General features: G+C 72.6%; 18 protein-coding genes. 5 read left to right on the top strand and 13 right to left on the bottom strand.

The genetic code is table 11. The annotated features are described in order from the left end of the window. Positions 1–2 precede the first annotated feature (2 nt). On the top strand, positions 3–1265 hold the full coding sequence (locus tag ABZ386_RS23510; protein WP_355720923.1) for a styrene monooxygenase/indole monooxygenase family protein: 1263 nt from the start codon (positions 3–5) through the stop codon (positions 1263–1265). On the opposite strand, the gene ABZ386_RS23505 is transcribed toward ABZ386_RS23510, so the two are convergent. The 5 genes from ABZ386_RS23505 to ABZ386_RS23485 all read right to left on the bottom strand — a co-directional run bounded on the left by ABZ386_RS23505 (position 1229) and on the right by ABZ386_RS23485 (position 4952). Continuing rightward, complete coding sequence (locus ABZ386_RS23505; RefSeq protein WP_358965738.1) at positions 1229–2515, bottom strand: NlpC/P60 family protein; 1287 nt, start codon at positions 2513–2515, stop codon at positions 1229–1231. The genes ABZ386_RS23510 and ABZ386_RS23505 overlap by 37 nt on opposite strands. Positions 2516–2621: 106 nt before the next feature. Next, positions 2622–2945, bottom strand: a complete 324-nt coding sequence (locus ABZ386_RS23500) for a hypothetical protein (RefSeq protein WP_351342375.1) — start codon at positions 2943–2945, stop codon at positions 2622–2624. A gap of 10 nt (positions 2946–2955) precedes the next feature. Next, on the bottom strand, positions 2956–3612 hold the full coding sequence (locus ABZ386_RS23495; protein WP_351342377.1) for a helix-turn-helix domain-containing protein: 657 nt from the start codon (positions 3610–3612) through the stop codon (positions 2956–2958). Positions 3613–3879: 267 nt separating this feature from the next. Continuing rightward, a complete protein-coding gene (locus ABZ386_RS23490) occupies positions 3880–4041 on the bottom strand; it encodes a hypothetical protein (protein ID WP_351342379.1) in 162 nt (53 codons plus the stop codon). Beyond that, positions 4014–4952 carry a diiron oxygenase gene (locus ABZ386_RS23485; protein ID WP_358839143.1) on the bottom strand — a complete coding sequence of 313 codons (939 nt, stop codon included), beginning with the start codon at positions 4950–4952 and terminating at the stop codon, positions 4014–4016. Before ABZ386_RS23485 ends, ABZ386_RS23490 begins: the two co-directional genes overlap by 28 nt. A gap of 121 nt (positions 4953–5073) precedes the next feature. On the opposite strand from ABZ386_RS23485, the gene ABZ386_RS23480 reads away from it, so the two are divergent. Next, positions 5074–6186: a ferritin-like domain-containing protein gene (locus ABZ386_RS23480; protein ID WP_356615304.1), complete on the top strand. Its 1113-nt coding sequence runs from the start codon at positions 5074–5076 to the stop codon at positions 6184–6186. Between the two features lie 81 nt (positions 6187–6267). After that, the gene (locus ABZ386_RS23475) at positions 6268–6867 is read left to right on the top strand and encodes a Uma2 family endonuclease (RefSeq protein WP_358965735.1); all 600 of its coding nucleotides are present in this window, start codon (positions 6268–6270) and stop codon (positions 6865–6867) included. A 16-nt stretch (positions 6868–6883) separates the two neighbouring features. On the opposite strand, the gene ABZ386_RS23470 is transcribed toward ABZ386_RS23475, so the two are convergent. From ABZ386_RS23470 to ABZ386_RS23445, 6 genes are all read right to left on the bottom strand, one after another. Next, positions 6884–8344, bottom strand: coding sequence for a penicillin-binding transpeptidase domain-containing protein (locus ABZ386_RS23470; RefSeq protein ID WP_351342386.1), 1461 nt, complete (start codon positions 8342–8344; stop codon positions 6884–6886). Beyond that, complete coding sequence (locus ABZ386_RS23465; RefSeq protein WP_351342388.1) at positions 8341–9705, bottom strand: FtsW/RodA/SpoVE family cell cycle protein; 1365 nt, start codon at positions 9703–9705, stop codon at positions 8341–8343. The genes ABZ386_RS23470 and ABZ386_RS23465 overlap by 4 nt, the downstream gene beginning before the upstream one ends. Positions 9706–9757: 52 nt before the next feature. Next, positions 9758–10186, bottom strand: coding sequence for an SH3 domain-containing protein (locus ABZ386_RS23460; RefSeq protein ID WP_351342390.1), 429 nt, complete (start codon positions 10184–10186; stop codon positions 9758–9760). A gap of 113 nt (positions 10187–10299) precedes the next feature. Next, positions 10300–11553, bottom strand: coding sequence for a HAMP domain-containing sensor histidine kinase (locus ABZ386_RS23455; protein ID WP_356523906.1), 1254 nt, complete (start codon positions 11551–11553; stop codon positions 10300–10302). Then, positions 11550–12290, bottom strand: coding sequence for a hypothetical protein (locus ABZ386_RS23450; protein WP_358965734.1), 741 nt, complete (start codon positions 12288–12290; stop codon positions 11550–11552). Before ABZ386_RS23450 ends, ABZ386_RS23455 begins: the two co-directional genes overlap by 4 nt. Positions 12291–12470: 180 nt before the next feature. Then, entirely contained in the window at positions 12471–12974 is a 504-nt protein-coding gene (locus tag ABZ386_RS23445; protein WP_351342396.1) for a dual specificity protein phosphatase family protein, read from the bottom strand. Positions 12975–13095: 121 nt separating this feature from the next. Between ABZ386_RS23445 and ABZ386_RS23440 the strand changes: the two genes are divergently transcribed. Beyond that, positions 13096–13899, top strand: a complete 804-nt coding sequence (locus ABZ386_RS23440; RefSeq protein WP_356501871.1) for a nuclease-related domain-containing protein — start codon at positions 13096–13098, stop codon at positions 13897–13899. 576 nt (positions 13900–14475) lie between these two features. Here the strand turns inward: ABZ386_RS23440 and ligD are convergent. Next, entirely contained in the window at positions 14476–15357 is an 882-nt protein-coding gene (gene ligD, locus ABZ386_RS23435) for a non-homologous end-joining DNA ligase (RefSeq protein ID WP_358965732.1), read from the bottom strand. A gap of 54 nt (positions 15358–15411) precedes the next feature. On the opposite strand from ligD, the gene ABZ386_RS23430 reads away from it, so the two are divergent. After that, positions 15412–16440, top strand: coding sequence for a Ku protein (locus ABZ386_RS23430; protein WP_351342609.1), 1029 nt, complete (start codon positions 15412–15414; stop codon positions 16438–16440). A 34-nt stretch (positions 16441–16474) separates the two neighbouring features. Here ABZ386_RS23430 and ABZ386_RS23425 read toward each other — a convergent pair whose 3' ends face one another. Then, positions 16475–17005, bottom strand: a complete 531-nt coding sequence (locus tag ABZ386_RS23425; protein WP_358965830.1) for an XRE family transcriptional regulator — start codon at positions 17003–17005, stop codon at positions 16475–16477. Positions 17006–17018: the final 13 nt, after the last annotated feature.

Below are 17018 nucleotides of genomic sequence, written 5' to 3'. Positions count from 1 at the left end.
GCATGCGGAAGATACTCGTCGTCGGAGCCGGTCAGTCCGGGCTCCAGATCGCTCTCGGCCTCCAGTCGCAGGGGTACGAGGTCACCCTGATGTCCAACCGGACGGCGGACGAGATCCGCACCGGCCGGGTCATGTCCACGCAGTGCATGTTCCACACCGCCCTGCAGCACGAGCGCGATCTCCAGCTGAACTTCTGGGAGTCCCAGGCCCCGAAGATCGAAGGACTCGGCGTCTCGGTCGCCGCCCCCGGCTCCTGGGCCGAGGGTCCCGCGGCCCGTGCGATCGACTGGCTGGGCCGGCTCGACGGGTACGCCCAGTCGATCGACCAGCGGGTGAAGATGGCCGGCTGGATGGAGACGTTCGCCCAGCGCGGCGGGCAGCTCGTCATCCACGGCGCGGCCGTCGGCGACCTCGACTACTTCTCCCGCACCTACGACCTGGTGCTGGTCGCGGCCGGCAAGGGCGAGCTGGTGCAGATGTTCGCCCGGGACCCGGAGCGGTCCCCCTACAGCGAGCCGCAGCGCGCGCTGGCCGTGTCGTACGTCCACGGCCTGGGCCCGCGCCCGGAGCACCCGGACACCGAAGGGGTCCGCTGCAACCTCGTGCCGGGCGTCGGCGAACTGTTCGTCATGCCCTGCCTGACCACCTCCGGCCGCGCCGACATCCTGTTCTGGGAGGGCATACCCGGCGGCCCGCTCGACGTCTTCAACGGCGTCAAGGACCCCGCGGAGCACCTCTCCCTGACCCTGGAACTCATGGAGCGGTACGTCCCCTGGGAGTACGCGCGGGCCACCAAGGTCGAACTGACCGACGCCGGCGGCACGCTGGCCGGGCGCTACGCCCCCACCGTCCGCAACCCGATCGGCCGCCTCCCCGGCGGCGGGCTCGTGCTGGGCGTGGCGGACGTCGTCGTGGCGAACGACCCCATCACCGGCCAGGGCTCCAACTCCGCGTCCAAGTGCGCCGCCGCCTACCTCGCCTCGATCGTCGAGCGCGGCGACAAGCCGTTCGACGAGGAGTGGATGCGGGCCACCTTCGACCGCTACTGGGCCACCGCCCAGCACGTCACCAAGTGGACCAACGCGATGCTCGCGCCGCCGCCGGAGCACATCCTGAACCTCATCGGCGCCGCCGGTGAACTCCAGCCGGTCGCCGACCGCTTCGCCAACGGCTTCAACGACCCGGCCGACTTCGAGAACTACTTCTACGACCCGGAGAAGACCCAGGCCTACCTGGTCGAGGTCTCCGGCGCGGGCGCCGCGTAGCCCTCCTGCCCTTCCTGACCCTCGTATCCTTCGTAGCCCTCGTCCGACCCGTCCGTGGCGCCCTCGGGAAGCTCCGGCGGCTCGTAGCGCCGCAGGGGCTTCCCGGCCGGGTCCGGACGTACGGCGCCCAGGACCGGGTTGGCCGCGATCGGTGACACCTTCACCTTCGCGCCCGGGCGGGGTGCCTGGACGACCATGCCGTCCCCGAGGTACAGCGCCACGTGCGTGGCCTCCGGGAAGTACACCACCAGGTCGCCCGGGCGCAGCTCGGACAGCGGGATCCGCTCCAGCTGTTCCCACTGCTCCTGGCTGGTCCGGGGGATGGGCGCCCCCGCCTCGGCCCAGGCCCGCGAGGTCAGGCCCGAGCAGTCGTACGACCTCGGGCCCTCCGCGCCCCACTCGTACGGCTTGCCGAGCTGCCGCACGGCGTAGCGGACGGCTCGGCCGCCCTCGGCCGTGGGGCGGCGGGGGCTGTTCTGGCTGCCGGCGGTGCCGGGGCTGCCGGCGGTGCCGGGGCTGCCGGCGGTGCCGGGGCTGCCTGTTTTGCCCTTGCTGCTGGTCTCGCTGGTCTCGCTGGTGTCGCCGAGGGCGCCGGAGGCCAGGAGTTTCTTCTGCGCCTTCGTGACGCCCTCCTTCTCCAGTTCGGCGACGGCGGTGAGCTGGTCGGGGGTGAGGGAGGCGAGCAGTTCCTCCACGTCGTGCAGCCGCTTGCGGACTTCGTCCCGTTCCTTCTTGCGCCGCTCCGCGAGCGCGAGCTGCCGGTCCAGGGCCTTGCGGGCCTCGCGGGCCAGGTCGTGGGCCCTGCGCTCGTGGCCGGTCAGCCGGCCGATGGTGTCGGCCCGTTCCCGTGCCAGCCGGCCGATCACATGGCCCTGGTCGATCGCGTGCTGCGGGTCGCGGGCCAGGAGCAGGCGGACGTACGGGGAGATGTCGGTGCTGCTCTGGTACTGCTGCCGGGCCAGGCGGCCGGCCGCGCCCCGGCTGTCGTGCAGGGAGAGGCGGGCGCGGGCGAGGGCGCGGTCCAGGCGGTCGGTCTCGGTGCGCTGCTTCTTCAGCTTCTCCTCGGTGGCGTTGTAGGCCTCGGTGGCCTGTTCCGCCTGCCGGTACAGCTTCTGAAGGTCGGTCAGGAGGCGGGCGACGGAGCGCTGTTCCGGGTCCGGTGCGGGAACGGCCGTGGCCGGTAGGGGGACTGCGACGGTGCCGACCACCGCCGCCGCGACGCAGACCAGACGAAGCAGCCTTCCTGACATGCCATCACCTCCGTTGCCTGGGCAGCCGTGTGCCGCCGGACAACGTGAGGATCAGTCGGGTGGGCTCGGCGCGCTCGGCGGGTGTGCGCGGTTCGGCGCAACGGGGTCACCCGTCGGCGTCATCCGGCTTGCCGGGCGGCGTGGCGTCTGGCTTGCCGGGGGGCGTGGCGTTCGGTTTCGACCAGGGCCAGTTCAGGCGGCGGGCCGGGGCGCCTTCCGGGGCGTACTCGTACTTCCAGCGGTTGGTCAGGCCGACCCTGCCCGGTCCCCGGGGCACGCGGCGGTACACCAGGACCGTGGGCGGGCCGCCGTCCGGGTCCGGGACGGGGATGCGGTACGTCTTGGGCGGGTGGCCGGTCATGCCGAGCAGGACGGGCAGGACCCTGCCGTCCATGGGGCCGCCCTCGAAGGGGGTGTCTTCGCTCTTCACAGGATCAGTGTCAGACATCCTCGGCGAGGGCCCGGACCAGGGCGTCGGTCTGTGGGTCGCGGCGGGCGGTCACGGTCAGCACGGCGACGAACTGCTCCACCAGCCAGTCGCGGAGGTCCTCGGCCGGGGGTTGCTTGTCCTCGTCGAGCCAGATGAGCGACGACGCCTCGACGGCGGTGATCCACATGCGGATGGTCATGCGCAGCCGGGGGCCCGGGTCGGTGACGTCCAGGTGCCTCAGGATGTGCTCGGCGGCGGCCCTGCGTACGCCGTCGACGATGGCGGTGGTGCGGGAGGTCTCGACGACGCTGCCGCCCTGGAGGAGGGCGCTGAAACCGGCGTCGTGCTCGTCGACGAAGGTGAGGTAGCGGTCGAGGGCGCGGGACAGGCGGGGGAGGAGGGGGCCCTCGCGGGGTTCGTCGAAGCAGTGCTGGAGTTCGTCGGCGGCGGAGCGGAGGGCGGCCTCGTACAGCTGCTGCTTGCCGCCCGGGAAGTACCGGTACACCAGGGGCCGCGACACCCCGGCCGCCTCCGCCACGTCGTCGAGGGACACCTCCTCCGGGGCGCGGTGCGCGAAGAGGTTCAGCGCGGCGGTGAGGAGCTGGCTGCGGCGTTCCTCGACGCTGAGTCGCCGGTAGGCGGGGGTGGGGGCGGCGGCTGGTGTCATGTCCGGCAGCGTAATCGGCGGGTCGGGGGCTGCGTAGCGGTGAGCGGGGTGCCTGCGGCGGCCTGTGGCTGCTTCGGTGGGGGTGCGCGTCTTCGCCTTCGCGCCGGGGGGTGGGTCGGGGCCGCGCCGGGGGGTGTCCGTCCTCGGAACGGCGCGATGCACCTATTTACCGACTGACTGGCGTTGACGCGCCAACCGCTGCGGGCGGACACCCCCCGACACGTCCCCTTCCGTGGTACGGCGGGTGCGGGCGCGTCGTGGTTCCGGCTACCGCGCGTCGACGTGCTCGAAGCCGATGGCCGTGATGCGGGCCTCCTTGGGCGTCAGCTCGGCCAGTCCCTGGCCCTGGAACATGTCGGTGATCAGGTCGCCCCTGATGGCGCCGAAGGCGGGACCGGGGGCTACGCCAGCAGGCCGGACGACTTCCACAGTCGTCGGCCTACGCCGCGCAGTACGCCGATGTCGTCGAGGAAGTCGGTCAGGCGCTTCGAGCCGTTCTGCATGACCTCGCGGCGATGGCCGCTGGCCTTGACCTGGGCGAGGGCCTCCCGCTTGTCCAGGCCCACGTTCGTGTAGACCTCGGGGTTCACGAACGCCACCGAGAACACCCGGGCGAACTCCCCGGAGGTGATGCGGGTGAACTCCTGGGACCACTTCGGGGCCGTCACCATCTGGCGGCGGAGTTCCTCACGGGCGTAGCGGACGTGGCGGGCCTCCTCCACGACGTGGATGCGGGTGACGCCCCGGATGAGGGGCTGGACGCGCTCGTCGGGGAACGTCAGGCGCTGCATCCAGTCGAGGACCTCCTCACCGAGCAGGGTGGCCGTGAAGGAACCCGGGGTGGTGGAGATGGTTTTGAAGAGGCGGCCGAGGTGCTGGTGGACGCGGCTGACCGGGTACCAGGGCGTGCCGCCCTGGGAGATCAGCCGGGCGAACATCTTGGAGTGCCGGCACTCGTCCTCGATCTCGGTGAGCGCGTAGCGGACGTGCGCGCTGGTCGCGGCCTTGTCGTAGATGTGGCGGACCAGCAGCTGCATCAGGATGATCTCGAACCAGATGCCCAGCGAGGCCAGCGCCGCCGCCTCGTGCTGGGAGAGCAGGATGCGCTGCTCCTCGCTCATCCGCTTCCACAGCGGCGTGTCGTAGAGCGACACCAGCTCCGGCGGCCAGAACCACTTGCCCTCCTCGAAGGGCGCGTCCCAGTCCAGCTCCTTGTCGGGATCGAAGGAGTGCTTGGCGGAGGAGTCGAGGAGCCGCTGGGCCACCTGCTCCCGGTCCTTCAGCAGGCCGAGGGCATCGCGCAGGCCGTCGAGCGCGTCGGCTTCCGTCAGGGTCGTCATGGCTGCCCACCTCATTGTGCACACGTCACCGTCCCCCTTATGAGACTGCCTGTCAGCAAGCCCGTCAATCCCTTGCGCGCTACTTGTTGACCGGGTGTCTACCTCATGTGAGCCTGCGGACATGCCGACCTTCGACGTGTACGCCAAGGAGCCGGACGAACCCGTGTGGCAGGTGGGGGCGACCGGCGCAGCCCGTTTCAACTGGGAGTACGACGACGGCCGCGACCGTCTCCTGGCCCTCTACCAGAAGGGCAAGGACAAGCAGTGGGACGGGCAGCGGCGGATCGACTGGGAGCTGGAGGTGGATCCGTACGATCCGCTGGGCACTCCGGACGAGGCCATGTCGCTGTACGGGACCCGGCACTGGGCGAAGCTGACGGACAAGGACAAGGGCGATCTGCGTCGGCACTACGCCTCCTGGCAGTTCAGCCAGTTCCTGCACGGCGAGCAGGGCGCGATGATCTGCGCCGCCCGGATCGTGGAGTCGGTCCCCGACCTGGACGCCAAGTTCTACTCCGCCACCCAGACGATGGACGAGGCCCGGCACGCGGAGATCTACGGCCGGTTCCTGCACGAGAAGATCGGGCTGCTGTACCCGATCAACGACAACCTCCAGTCCCTGCTGGGCGACACCCTGCGCGACTCGCGCTGGGACATGCCGTACCTCGGGATGCAGGTCCTGATCGAGGGCTTGGCCCTGGCCGCCTTCGGCATGATCAGGGACACCACGGACAAGCCGCTGCCCAAGCAGATCCTCGCGTACGTCATGCAGGACGAGGCGCGGCACGTGGCCTTCGGACGGATGGCCCTGCGCGACTACTACCGGCAGCTCACCGACGCCGAACTCAGGGAGCGCGAGGAGTTCGTCATCGAGGGCTGCTACCTGATGCGGGACCGGCTGCGCGGCGTCGAGGTCCTGGAGAACTTCGGCATCCCGAAGGCCGAGGCCGAGGAGTACAGCGAGCAGTCCGAGTTCCTCGCCCTGTTCCGCAAACTGCTGTTCAGCCGCATCGTCCCCTGCGTCAAGGACATCGGCCTGTGGGGCAAACGCCTCCAGCAGGCCTACGTCGACATGGGCGTGCTGGAGATGGGCGACTCCGACCTCGACCTGCTGATGGCCCAGGACGAGGAGGTCGCCGAGAAGCTGGACGCGGAGCGCTTCGCCGCGGAGGAGAAGGAGCGGGTGGCGGAGGTGGAGGGGGCCATCGCAGCCGGTCAACGACTCGAGGGTTGATCACTCGTTCGACGGGCGAATCGGCATATTCCCCTGGGTACGCTGGCTGTGCCAGGCAGACCCCGGCACATGGGAGCAATCATGAGCGCCGCACGCGACTACGGGCTGGGCGACGACTTCGAGTGGCCTCGTCCGCCGGAGGGTGGCTGGACGGCGGACGACCTCGACGCGCTTCCGAACCTGCCTCCGCACACGGAGCTGATCGACGGGAGTCTTGTCTTCGTGAGTCCGCAGACCAACTTCCACTCGCGTGCCATTCGCCTGCTGGACAACACCCTGCTGGATCAGGTGCCGGGAGAGTACGACGTCATCCGCGAGATGACCATCAAGCTGAACAAGCGCAATCGTCCGGAACCCGATGTCCTGGTGTTCCGCGCGGACGCCGATACGGGTCCGCAGCAGACCTGGTACCGGCCTGAAGACGTCCTCATCGCCGTCGAGGTCGTCTCGGAGGACTCGGAGGACCGAGACCGCGAGGTGAAGCCGCGAAAGTATGCGCAGGCAGGCATTCCGCACTACTGGCGCGTCGAGGAGAACGAGGGACTCCCGGTGGTCTACGTCTACGAACTCGACCCCGCGACCCAGGCCTACGGCTTGACCGGCATCTTCCACGACAAGCTGGAGCTCACTGTCCCCTTCCCCATCGACATCGACCTCACCGCCCTCAACCGCCGCCGCTGAGCACACGGGTTCCGGTTCACCGCGACGCGAGCACCGCCTCCATCACCGCCCGGGCGATCGGCGCCGCGTCCCCGCCCCCGCTGATGTTCCGCCGCTCCGCCTCCGCGTCCTCCACGACCACCGCGACCGCCACCCGAGGCGCCAGGTCCCGCTCGCCCTGCGCCCAGGAGATGAACCAGGCGTACGGCGTGCCGGAGTTGCGGCGGCCGTGCTGGGCCGTGCCGGTCTTGCCGCCCACCCTGGCGCCGCGGATCGCGGCCCGCCACCCGGTGCCGTCCTCGACCACCTCCCGCATCAGCGCCCGCAGCCGGACCGCGGTCGAGGGGTACATCGCCTGGCGCACCGCCCGTGAACCGGCCGTCGCGAGGATGCTGCCGCCCGGCCGGGTCGTGCGCTCCACCAGGTACGGCTCCCGCACCTGACCGCCGTTGGCGACGGCCGCCGCGACCATCGCCATCTGCAGCGGCGTGGCCCGGGTGTTGTACTGGCCGATCGACGACAGCCCGAGCTGCGCCCGGTCGAGCGAGGTGTCGAAGGTGGAGCGGGCCACCGGGAACGGGACGCGCAGGGCCGGGTTGTTGAAGCCGAAGGCGCGGGCCGTGGCCGTCAGGTCCGGCGCGCCGACCGCCACGCCGAGCCTGGCGAACACCGTGTTGCAGGAGAGGGTGAAGGCCTCCCGCACGGAGGCGTTCCGGCAGCCCCGGGACGCGTTCGTCAGACGGGTCCGCGTGCCGGGCAGGGTGTACGGGTCGGGGGAGTCGGTCGGCGCGTCGAGGTCCGTGACCACACCGGCGTCCAGCGCGGCGGCCAGGGTGACGACCTTGAAGGTGGAACCCGGCGGATACGTCTGCCGGATCGCCCGGTTGAGCATCGGCCGGTCCCGGTCGGCGTTCAGCCGCCGCCACGCCTCGGCCGCCGCAGGACCGTTCCCCGACAGCGGCTGGGGGTCGTAGGACGGGCGGGACACCAGCGCCAGGATGCGGCCGGTCGACGGTTCCACGGCCGCGACCGCGCCCTTGAGCCCGGCGAGCCCCTCGTACGCCGCCCGCTGCGCGGCCGGGTCGAGGGTGGTGACGACGTCCCCGCCGGAGTTCCGCGCCCGCGTGAAGTCGTTCCACAGCGGGAACGGCGCGAGCATCGGGTCCGAGCCGGACAGGATGCCGTCCTCGCTGTGCTCCAGGAGCGTCGTCCCGTACAGCTGGGAGGCGAAGCCGGTGACCGGGGCGTACAACGGGCCGTCCGTGTAGGTGCGTTCGTAGCGCAGGTGCTCCCGGGTGTCCTTGGAGCCGGTGACGGGCCGGCCGCCGACCAGGATGTCGCCGCGCGGCTGCTCGTAGCGGGCGATGTCCGGGCGGCGGTTGGCCGGGTTGCGGTCGTAGGCGGGGGCCTGGACGACCTGGACGCGGGCGGCGTTCACCAGCAGGGCCACCAGCAGCAGGGCGCAGAAGAAGCCGGCGTGCCGGATGTGCCGGGTCACCGGCCGTCCTGCCCGTCGTACTGACGCCGGGCCGAGTCGCTCACCCGGACCAGCAGCGCCACGATCGCCCAGTTGGTGACCACCGAGGAGCCGCCCTGCGCCAGGAACGGCATCGCCATGCCCGTCAGCGGGATCAGCCCGGTCACCCCGCCCGCGATGACGAACACCTGGAGCGCCACGAGCGAGGCGAGCCCGACGGCGAGCAGCCGGCCGAACGGCTCGCGCAGCGCGAGGCCCGCCCGGTAGCCGCGCTCCACCAGCAGGCCGTAGAGGAGGAACACGGCGGACAGGCCCGCGAAGCCCAGTTCCTCGCCCGCCGTGGCCAGGATGAAGTCCGACTTCACGGCGAAGCCGATGAGGACCGAGTGGCCGAGCCCGAGGCCCGTGCCGAGGAGGCCGCCCTCGGCGAAGGCGAACAGCGACTGGGCGAGCTGGTTGGCGCCCTCGCCCGCCTCGATGGAGGCGAAGGGGTGCAGCCACGTCTCGATCCTGCCGTGCACGTGCGGCTCCAGCCGGCCGACGGCGACCGCGCCCAGCGCCGCCAGCAGCAGTCCCACGGCGATCCAGCCGGTGCGGCCGGTGGCGACGTAGAGGAGGACCACGAACAGGCCGAAGAAGAGCAGCGAGGTGCCGAGGTCGCGTTCCAGGATCAGGACGCCGACGCTCACCAGCCAGACGGCGACGATCGGGCCGAGGACCCGGCCGGTGGGCAGCTGGAGCCTCCAGACGCGGCGCCCGGTGTAGGCCAGCGCGTTGCGGTTCGCCGCCAGGTACGCGGCGAAGAACACCGCCAGCAGCACCTTCGCGAACTCGCCCGGCTGGATGGAGAACCCGGCGACCCGGATCCAGATGCGGGCCCCGTTCACCGCCGGGAACAGGATCGGCAGGGTGAGCAGCACCAGCGCGGCGGCCACGCAGACGTAGGTGTAGCGCTGGAGCACGCGGTGGTCGCGCAGGACCAGGACGACCAGGATGAACAGCGCCACGCCCAGCGTCGACCACACCAGTTGGGCCGGTGCCGCCCGGTCGCCCGGGGTCTCCAGGTCGAGCCGGTAGATGAGGACCAGGCCGAGCCCGTTGAGCAGCACGCCGATCGGGAGGAGGAGGGGGTCGGCGTGCGGGGCCCGCAGGCGCACCGCCAGGTGCGCCAGCAGCGCGAGCACACCGAGCCCGGCGCCGTAGCCGGCGGCGCCGGGCGGGACGGTGCCGTTCCGGGCGAGGCCCACGGCGCAGTAGCCGTACACCGACAGCAGGACGGCGAGGACGATGAGGGCGAGTTCGATGCCCCGGCGCCGGGGGAGGCGGCGGACGGCGGGCGCGGGCGGGTCCGCCGTCGCCACGGTGATTCCGGCCTTGCTCATGTCCGGAACCTACCCAAACAGTGCGTCTTGTGTGCCTTTGGGGGACCGAGTGTCAGCACCAGCGTGGCGCGGGGCCGATGTTGTCGATGTAGCGGGCGGCGCCCCAGGCCCAGGTGCCGTCCGTCAGGAGGTACCAGAGCGGGTTGCCCTTCACGGTCTCGCCGCCGGTCTTGCAGAAGATCCTGACGATGTCGCCCTTGTGGGCGTACCGGATGATCTGCGAGCCGCGGTTCGGGGCGCTGCGCAGCGCCAGCGTGTTCGCCGTGACGACGCCCTTGTACAGGCGCGGGTCGTGGTGGCCGTTCCCGCCGCTCGGGTCGTGGTGGTGGCCGTTGCCGCCGCTCGGGTCGTGGTGGTGGTTGCCGTTGCCGCCGGTCGGGTCCCAGTCGTCGTGCGCGGCGGCCGTGGCGGGTGTGACGGCGGCCGCGGCGGCGAGGAGCCCGGCGGCGGTGGCTATGGAGAGACGGGAGCGCAGGGACATGGGGATGACCTCCATGTGGGGGCGAAAGTGCCGAAGCTGACTAATCGCCACATTAGGAGTGCTCTCCAGGGGCCGCCCCTCACAGTGGGCCATAGGAGGAGCCGCCCGGGCCCTCAGTCCGCCGCCAGTTCCAGGGTCGCCACCGCCCCGCCGTCCGGCGCGTTCGCGAACTCCAGCCGCGCCCCCAGCACCTCCGCCTGCCCCCGCGCGATGGTCAGCCCCAGCCCGTGCCCCCGGGCACCGCCCTCCGTACGGAACCGCTGCGGCCCGTGCGCCACCAGGTACTCCGGAAAGCCGTCCCCGTGGTCGCGAACCGTCACCACCGGCCCGTCCACGGTCAGCACCACCGGCCCCCGGCCGTGCTTGTGCGCGTTCGCCACCAGGTTCCCCAGCACCCGCTCCAGCCGCCGCCGGTCCGTCTCCACGCACACGTCCCGCACGACGACGACCTCCGTGCCGCTCCCCGACGCGCGCACCACCCGCTCGGCCAGCGGACCCAACTGCTCGGTGTCCAGCTCCAGCCGCTCCCGCCCGGTGTCCAGCCGGGAGATCTCCAGCAGGTCCTCGGTGAGGGTGCGCAGCGCCGCCACCCGGTCCCGCACCAGCTCGGTCGGACGGCCCGGCGGCAGCAGCTCGGCCGCCGCGTGCAGCCCCGTCAGCGGCGTGCGCAGCTCATGGGCGACGTCCGCGGTGAACCGCTGCTCGGCGAGCAGCTTGCCCTGCAACGACGACGCCATGGAGTCCAGCGCGGCGGCGACCGCGGCCACCTCGTCCTGCGGGCGCGCCGGGACCCTGGTCCGCGGATCCGCGCGGGGGTCGTTCACGCGCGCGTCCAGGTCGCCCGCGCTGATCCGCCGGGCCACCCGAGCCGTGGTGTGCAGCCGCCGCGTCACCCGCGTCACCGCGAACGCGCCGACCAGCAGCGTCGCTCCGATCGCCAGCCCCGACGACCACAGGATCGCCCGGTCCAGGCCCGCGATGGTGCGCGCCTGCTGCGAGTAGTCGACCGCCACGGCCAGCGCCCGGTCACCGTCGGCCGGCCCCGCCGCCCACATCGTGGGGCGCCCCGCGAAGTCGGCGACCATCGTGCCCCGGTCCCCGGCCACCGCCAGCTCCCGCAGCTGCCGCGGCAGCCCCGGCGGATCCACCCCGGCGCCCCGCCGGAGCGTGTCCCCGGCCTCGTACCGCTCGGCCGCCTGCGTCAGCCGCTGCAGTGCCTGGTCCCGGGCCTGGCCGACGGTCTGATTGGTCACCTGCACGTGCACCAGGACGCCGAGCAGGGCGGCCAGCGCGCAGCACATCACCGTGATGAAGGCGGCGGCCTTCACGGCGAGCGTCCCGGACCACTGGGGGAGCCTGCGCCTCATCCGGTGCCCGCCGAAGGGGAGAGCGAGGGGGAGGCCGACGGGCGCGGGGCGTGGGTGCGCGGGCCGGTGCGCAGCATCTCGTCGTGGGTGAGGAGCATGGCCCGCTGGTCCCGGTCCCAGGTCCACTGGAGGCGGTACTCGTAGCCGGCGACCTCCGACGGCGAGCGGATGACGAGGGAGCGCCCGGCCAGCTCGACACCGCTGAGCGCGTCCTCCCAGGTCATCACCTGTACCAGCCGGTGCTTCTCGACGGTGTACACGCGCACCGCGGTCGTCTTCCCGGGCAGCAGGCTGAAGCCCAGCGTCAGGTCGTCGCGCCCGTCGCCGGTCAGATCCCGGTAGTACGGCCTGAGGACCGGGCACTTCCCGTGCTCCGGCCCCTTCACGCAGTCGGCCATCCGCCGCTTGGTGTCCCGGTAGGGCGCCTTCGCCCCGTCGTAGTCGCCGGGGCTCGCGGCGATCTCGGCCCGGACGATCCCGACCGGGTCCGCCCGGCGGATGTCGTCGCCGGCGGGGACCTTCACCCCCTTGACCACCTCGGTGTTCACCTCGCCGATCTCGAAGGCCGGGCTCGACGCCGGTGTCAGCTCCGGCCAGAGCCGGGCCGGACCGACCGCCGTCGGGGTCGGCCCGGCGCCCTCCAGACCGCCGGCGTCCCCGCAGCCCACGGCGGTCGCCAGCAGCAGGACGACGGCCGCGGCGCGGCGGGCTGCCTTTCCAGGGCGGCTGAGGGGCACTGCACTCCTGCGGTTCGTGGGTCGTCACGCGGCTCGGGCGCGACCGCCGGCCGCGTACACCTTATTCGCGGGGACGTCCCATTTGCGCGAGAGGGCGGTCGGGTGGGGGCGTGTGCCGTGCGTGCCGTGCTGCTCGGTAGGCCTCTGCCGTGCTGTTGCGCGGGCCACTGCCGTGTTGTGTCACTCGGTGAGTTCCTCCAGCAGCCGGGCCGTGGACAGACCGGCCCGCAGGTACTCGACGAACAGGTCGTTGTGCAGTGCCCAGGGCGAGCGGCGGTCCCGGATCAGCCGGATCGCCGCCTCGGCGGAGCTGCCCCGGCGGATCAGCGCGTGCGCCACGACGAGGCCGGAGCGGTTGTACCCGTGGTAGCAGCGGACCAGGACCCGGCGGCCCTCGTCCAGCGCCTCGCACGCGGCCTCGGCGAGCCGGATCACCCCGGCCAGCTGCGTCCCGTCCAGGGGCCCGTCGGGGATCGGCCAGACGTGGTGCCGGACGCCGGGATCGGGGCCGTGCCCCGGCAGCCGGAGCAGCGTCTGCACGAGATCGAACTCGTCCCGCACGACCGCGAACTCCGGATGGCCCAACGCTCCCGTGTACTCGTGGCCGCCCATCCACAGGCCGGGGGCGACCTCGCTCCACGGGCTCTCGGGAGCCGGCACGTCAGGTTTCCTGCGGGTACGCAACGGAGCCTCCCCACCATCACCGCCCGAAGGGTCCGCCGGGCAGGCCCAACTCCTCTCAAAGGTAGCCGGGTTCTTGCCCCCGCAGCACCCCGCCTGTTCCCATGGTCGGGGGTGATGGTGCATGGACGGACTGCGTGTCGTGCCGGCCTGGCGGCACGGTCAGGAGCGGCTGTACGTCTGCCTCCCGGACGGCAGGAACATCGCCTGGTACGACCGTGAGGCGGCCCGGGTCAACCTGCTCGGCGAGGACCGCGAGGACGAGGTGCTCCGGGCCCTCGGACCCTTCATCACCGGCCCCGTGACGGTGGGACCGCCCCCCGTGCCGACCCCCGCCGAACTCGCCCGCCTGGCCCTCCACCCCGACGACGACCTGGCCCCCAACCGCCCCGGCGAGGCCCTCCTCGTCGCCCTCGACCGCGATCCGGGCCCGGCCCGCCGGCTGCGCGCCGACCCGCGCCGCCGGGCCCTGGAGGCCGAGCAGGCGGTCGGGGACGCCCTGGACCGCCTGGACGGCGCGGGCTGGCACGCCCTGCACTCCGTCCCGCTCCCCGGCGGCGACCGCGTCCACCACCTGCTGATCGGCCCCGGCGGGCTGTTCGCCGTGCACACGCTGTACGCGCGCAGGCAGCGGGTGACGGTCGCCGACCCCCTGGTCACCCTGGGCCGCCGCGACCCGTACCCCCTGCTCCGCCGCGTCCGCTCAGACGCCGCCCGCGCCTCCTACGCCCTGACGGCCGAGGTCCGCCCCGTGCTCGCCCTGGTCGGCCCGGCGAGGGTGTCGATCCCGGCCCCGCCCCGCGAGGTCCGCGTCCTGACCGACACGGACCTGGAGGCCCTGTCCCACCAGGGCGGCGTCCTGAAACCGGCGGACGTCGAGGCCCTCCACGCGATGGCCCGCGACCGGAGCACGTGGGGGCGGGTTTGAGGCGGGCCTGTCCGGTATCCCGGGGTGGGTCCCCTTGGCCCGGTCCCCCCGCTCGGCGCCGTCGGCCCGGTAACCCGCGTCCGGCGCCCCCATCCCGGTAACCCCCCGTCTAGCGCCTCTCCCGGTGCCCCCTCCCGGTGCCCCCGGGCCGGTAACCACCTGTCTGGCGCCCCCATCCCGGTAACCCCCCGTCTAGCGCCCCTCCCGGTGCCCCCGTCCGGGGCCCCCGGGCCGGTAACCCGCGTCCGGCGCCCCCATCCCGGTAACCCCCCCTCTAGCGCCCCTCCCGGTACCCCCGTCCGGGCCCCCGGGCCGGTAACCACCTGTCTGGCACCCCCATCCCGGTAACCCCCCGTCTAGCGCCTCTCCCGGTGCCCCCGTCCGGGGCCCCCGGGCCGGTAACCACCTGTCTGGCACCCCCATCCCGGTAACCCCCCGTCCGGGGCCCCCGGGCCGGTAACCACCTGTCTGGCGCCCCCGGTCCGGTAACTCCCCGTCTGGCATTCCCGGCCCGCTACCCCGACCCGGTCCCCCCGTCCAGCACCTCCGACAGGGCCCGGTCCCCCCGGCCCAGAGCTACGGCAGCCGCCCCGCCCGCCCCCCGTCCAGCAGGGGAGCCAGCAGGTCGCCGTAATCCTGCACCCGGGGAGCGATGTCCCGCGCGTGGAAGTCCAGGCGTCCGGGCGCGCCGCAGTCCTCGACCTCCTCCCAGGTGACGGGCGCCGAGACGGCCGGCTCGGGGCGGGCCCGCAGGGTGTAGGGGGTCGCCGTCGTCTTGCGGGCGGCGTTCTGGCTCCAGTCGACGAAGACCTTCCCGGGCCGCAGACTCCTGGTCATGCGGTGCAGCGCCAGCCGGGGCATGGCCGTCTCCGCCTCGACGGCCAGCTCCTTGGCGTACTCGGACACCCGCTCGGAGGACGCCCCGCGCACGGCGGCGAGCAGATGCAGGCCCTTCGACCCGGAGGTCTTGGCGTAGGCCTCGATGCCGTCCGCCGCCAGCCGCTCCCGCAGCCACAGCGCGACCTCGCAGCACTGCACGATGCTCGCCGGCGCCCCCGGGTCGAGGTCGAAGACGATCCGGTCGGCCTCGTCCGGCGTGCCGACCAGCCACTGGTGGGTGTGGAACTCGGCGACGAGGTTGGCCGCCCACATCAGGCTCGGCAGATCCTGCACCAGCACCATCCGCGACGGCCCCTCCACCCGCGGCACCTCGGCGGTGGTGACCCACTCGGGTGTACCCGGCGGCACGTTCTTCGTGAAGAACACCTGCCCGTCCGGCCCGTCCGGATACCGCAGGAAGGACACCGCCCGGTCGCGCAGATGCGGCAGCAGGACCTCGGCGACGGTCGCGTAGTAGTGCAGCACCTCGCCCTTGGTGAAGCCGGTGGCGGGATACAGCACCTTCTCCAGATTGCTGAGCGGGAGCCGTCGCCCCTCCACCACTGTGATAGGCGCCATACGATAAGAATCCCACGCAAACCGTGACGAACACTCCCGAGCGTGACCGGAAGGGTGCTGCACGTGAGATCCATCTGGAACGGCGCCATCTCGTTCGGCCTGGTCAGCATTCCGATCAAGCTGGTCAACGCCACCGAGAGCCACTCGATCTCCTTCCGCCAGATCCACACCGAGGACGGCGGCCGCATCCGCTACCGCAAGTTCTGCGAGCTGGAGGACCGCGAGGTCACCCAGGGGGAGATCGGCAAGGGCTACGAGGACGCGGACGGCACGATCATCCCGATCACCGAGGAGGACCTGTCCAGCCTGCCCATCCCGACGGCCAAGACGATCGAGATCGTCGCCTTCGTGCCGGCCGACCGGATCGACCCGCTCCAGATGGACGCCGCGTACTACCTCCAGGCGAGCGGCGCCCCCGCGGCGAAGCCCTACACCCTGCTCCGGGAGGCGCTCAAGCGCAGCAACAAGGTGGCCATCGCCAAGTTCGCCCTGCGCGGCCGGGAGCGTCTCGGCATGCTCCGGGTGGTCGGCGACGCCATCGCGATGCACGGTCTGCTCTGGCCGGACGAGGTCCGCGCCCCCGAGGGCGTCGCCCCCGACGCGAACGTCACGGTCCGCGACAAGGAACTGGACCTCGCCGACGCGCTGATGGACACCCTGGGCGAGGTCGACCTGGAGGACCTGCACGACGAGTACCGCGAGGCCGTGGAGGAGGTCATCGCCGCGAAGGCCGCCGGCGAGGCCCCGCCGCAGGCCCCGGAGCCGGCCGCCGGCGGCAAGGTCCTGGACCTGATGGCGGCCCTGGAGAACAGTGTCCGCGCGGCCCGTGAGTCCCGCGGCGAGGAGGCCGGGGACCACGCCGAGGTCCAGCCGCTGCCGCAGCGCAAGACGTCCCGCGCGGCCCCCAAGCAGACCGGCGGCAAGAAGTCGACGTCCACGGCGAAGAAGACGGCGGCCAAGAAGACGGCGGCGGCCAAGAAGACGACCGCCAAGTCGGCGCAGGGGACGAAGAAGACGGCCGCGAAGAGCACCGCGAAGAAGTCGACGGCGAAGAAGTCGACGCCCCGCAAACGCTCGGCCTGACCGCGCCGCCGCACCGGAACCGCGAGGGCCGTGCTCAGTGGTGCTCGGAGACGAGCACCGCCCGCGTGCCCGGCTCCAGTGCCTGGAAGACGTGCGGGACGTCGGCCGGATAGCAGATGTAGTCGCCCGGGTGCAGTTCCACCGGCTCGTCGGCGGTGCCCACCAGGGCCCGGCCCGCGCTGATCACGACGTGCTCCACGACACCCGGCATGTGCGGCGCGGAGGAGCGCCGCGGCCCGGGCTCGGCGGCGACGCCGTACACGTCCCGCCGTGCCCCGGGCGGGGAGGCGGCGAGGAGGGTGGCCCGGTAGTCGCTCTGCTCGGAGCCGACCGCCGGCCCCTGCCCGGCCCGGATCACCTGCACCTGCGGCCGGGGGGCCGTCAGCAGCCGGGCGAAGGGGATCTCCAGCGCCACGCAGAGCGCCCACAGCGTCTCCAGGCTGGGGTTCCCGGTGCCGGACTCCAGCTGGGACAGCGTGGACTTGGCGAGCCCGGCCCGCCGCGCGACCTCGGTGAGGGAGAGCCCGGCCCGGACGCGCTCCGTCCGCAACGACGCGGCGATCATCTCGATCGGGGGC

The organism is Streptomyces sp. NPDC006140 (genome assembly GCF_040628815.1).
In the GTDB taxonomy this organism is placed as follows: Bacteria; Actinomycetota; Actinomycetes; order Streptomycetales; family Streptomycetaceae; genus Streptomyces.
Note: the sequence above shows the minus strand (reverse complement) of the source record. Positions and strands in the feature narration are given on the sequence as shown.

Excerpts from the sequence above, each read along its gene's own strand:
- ABZ386_RS23510 (WP_355720923.1), top strand. The coding sequence starts at position 3 with ATGCGGAAGATACTCGTCGTCGGAGCCGGTCAGTCCGGGCTCCAGATC.
- ABZ386_RS23505 (WP_358965738.1), bottom strand. The coding sequence starts at position 2,515 with ATGTCAGGAAGGCTGCTTCGTCTGGTCTGCGTCGCGGCGGCGGTGGTC.
- ABZ386_RS23495 (WP_351342377.1), bottom strand. The coding sequence starts at position 3,612 with ATGACACCAGCCGCCGCCCCCACCCCCGCCTACCGGCGACTCAGCGTC.
- ABZ386_RS23485 (WP_358839143.1), bottom strand. The coding sequence starts at position 4,952 with ATGACGACCCTGACGGAAGCCGACGCGCTCGACGGCCTGCGCGATGCC.
- ABZ386_RS23480 (WP_356615304.1), top strand. The coding sequence starts at position 5,074 with ATGCCGACCTTCGACGTGTACGCCAAGGAGCCGGACGAACCCGTGTGG.
- ABZ386_RS23475 (WP_358965735.1), top strand. The coding sequence starts at position 6,268 with ATGAGCGCCGCACGCGACTACGGGCTGGGCGACGACTTCGAGTGGCCT.
- ABZ386_RS23465 (WP_351342388.1), bottom strand. The coding sequence starts at position 9,705 with ATGAGCAAGGCCGGAATCACCGTGGCGACGGCGGACCCGCCCGCGCCC.
- ABZ386_RS23460 (WP_351342390.1), bottom strand. The coding sequence starts at position 10,186 with ATGTCCCTGCGCTCCCGTCTCTCCATAGCCACCGCCGCCGGGCTCCTC.
- ABZ386_RS23455 (WP_356523906.1), bottom strand. The coding sequence starts at position 11,553 with ATGAGGCGCAGGCTCCCCCAGTGGTCCGGGACGCTCGCCGTGAAGGCC.
- ABZ386_RS23440 (WP_356501871.1), top strand. The coding sequence starts at position 13,096 with ATGGACGGACTGCGTGTCGTGCCGGCCTGGCGGCACGGTCAGGAGCGG.
- ligD (WP_358965732.1), bottom strand. The coding sequence starts at position 15,357 with ATGGCGCCTATCACAGTGGTGGAGGGGCGACGGCTCCCGCTCAGCAAT.
- ABZ386_RS23425 (WP_358965830.1), bottom strand. The coding sequence starts at position 17,005 with ATGATCGCCGCGTCGTTGCGGACGGAGCGCGTCCGGGCCGGGCTCTCC.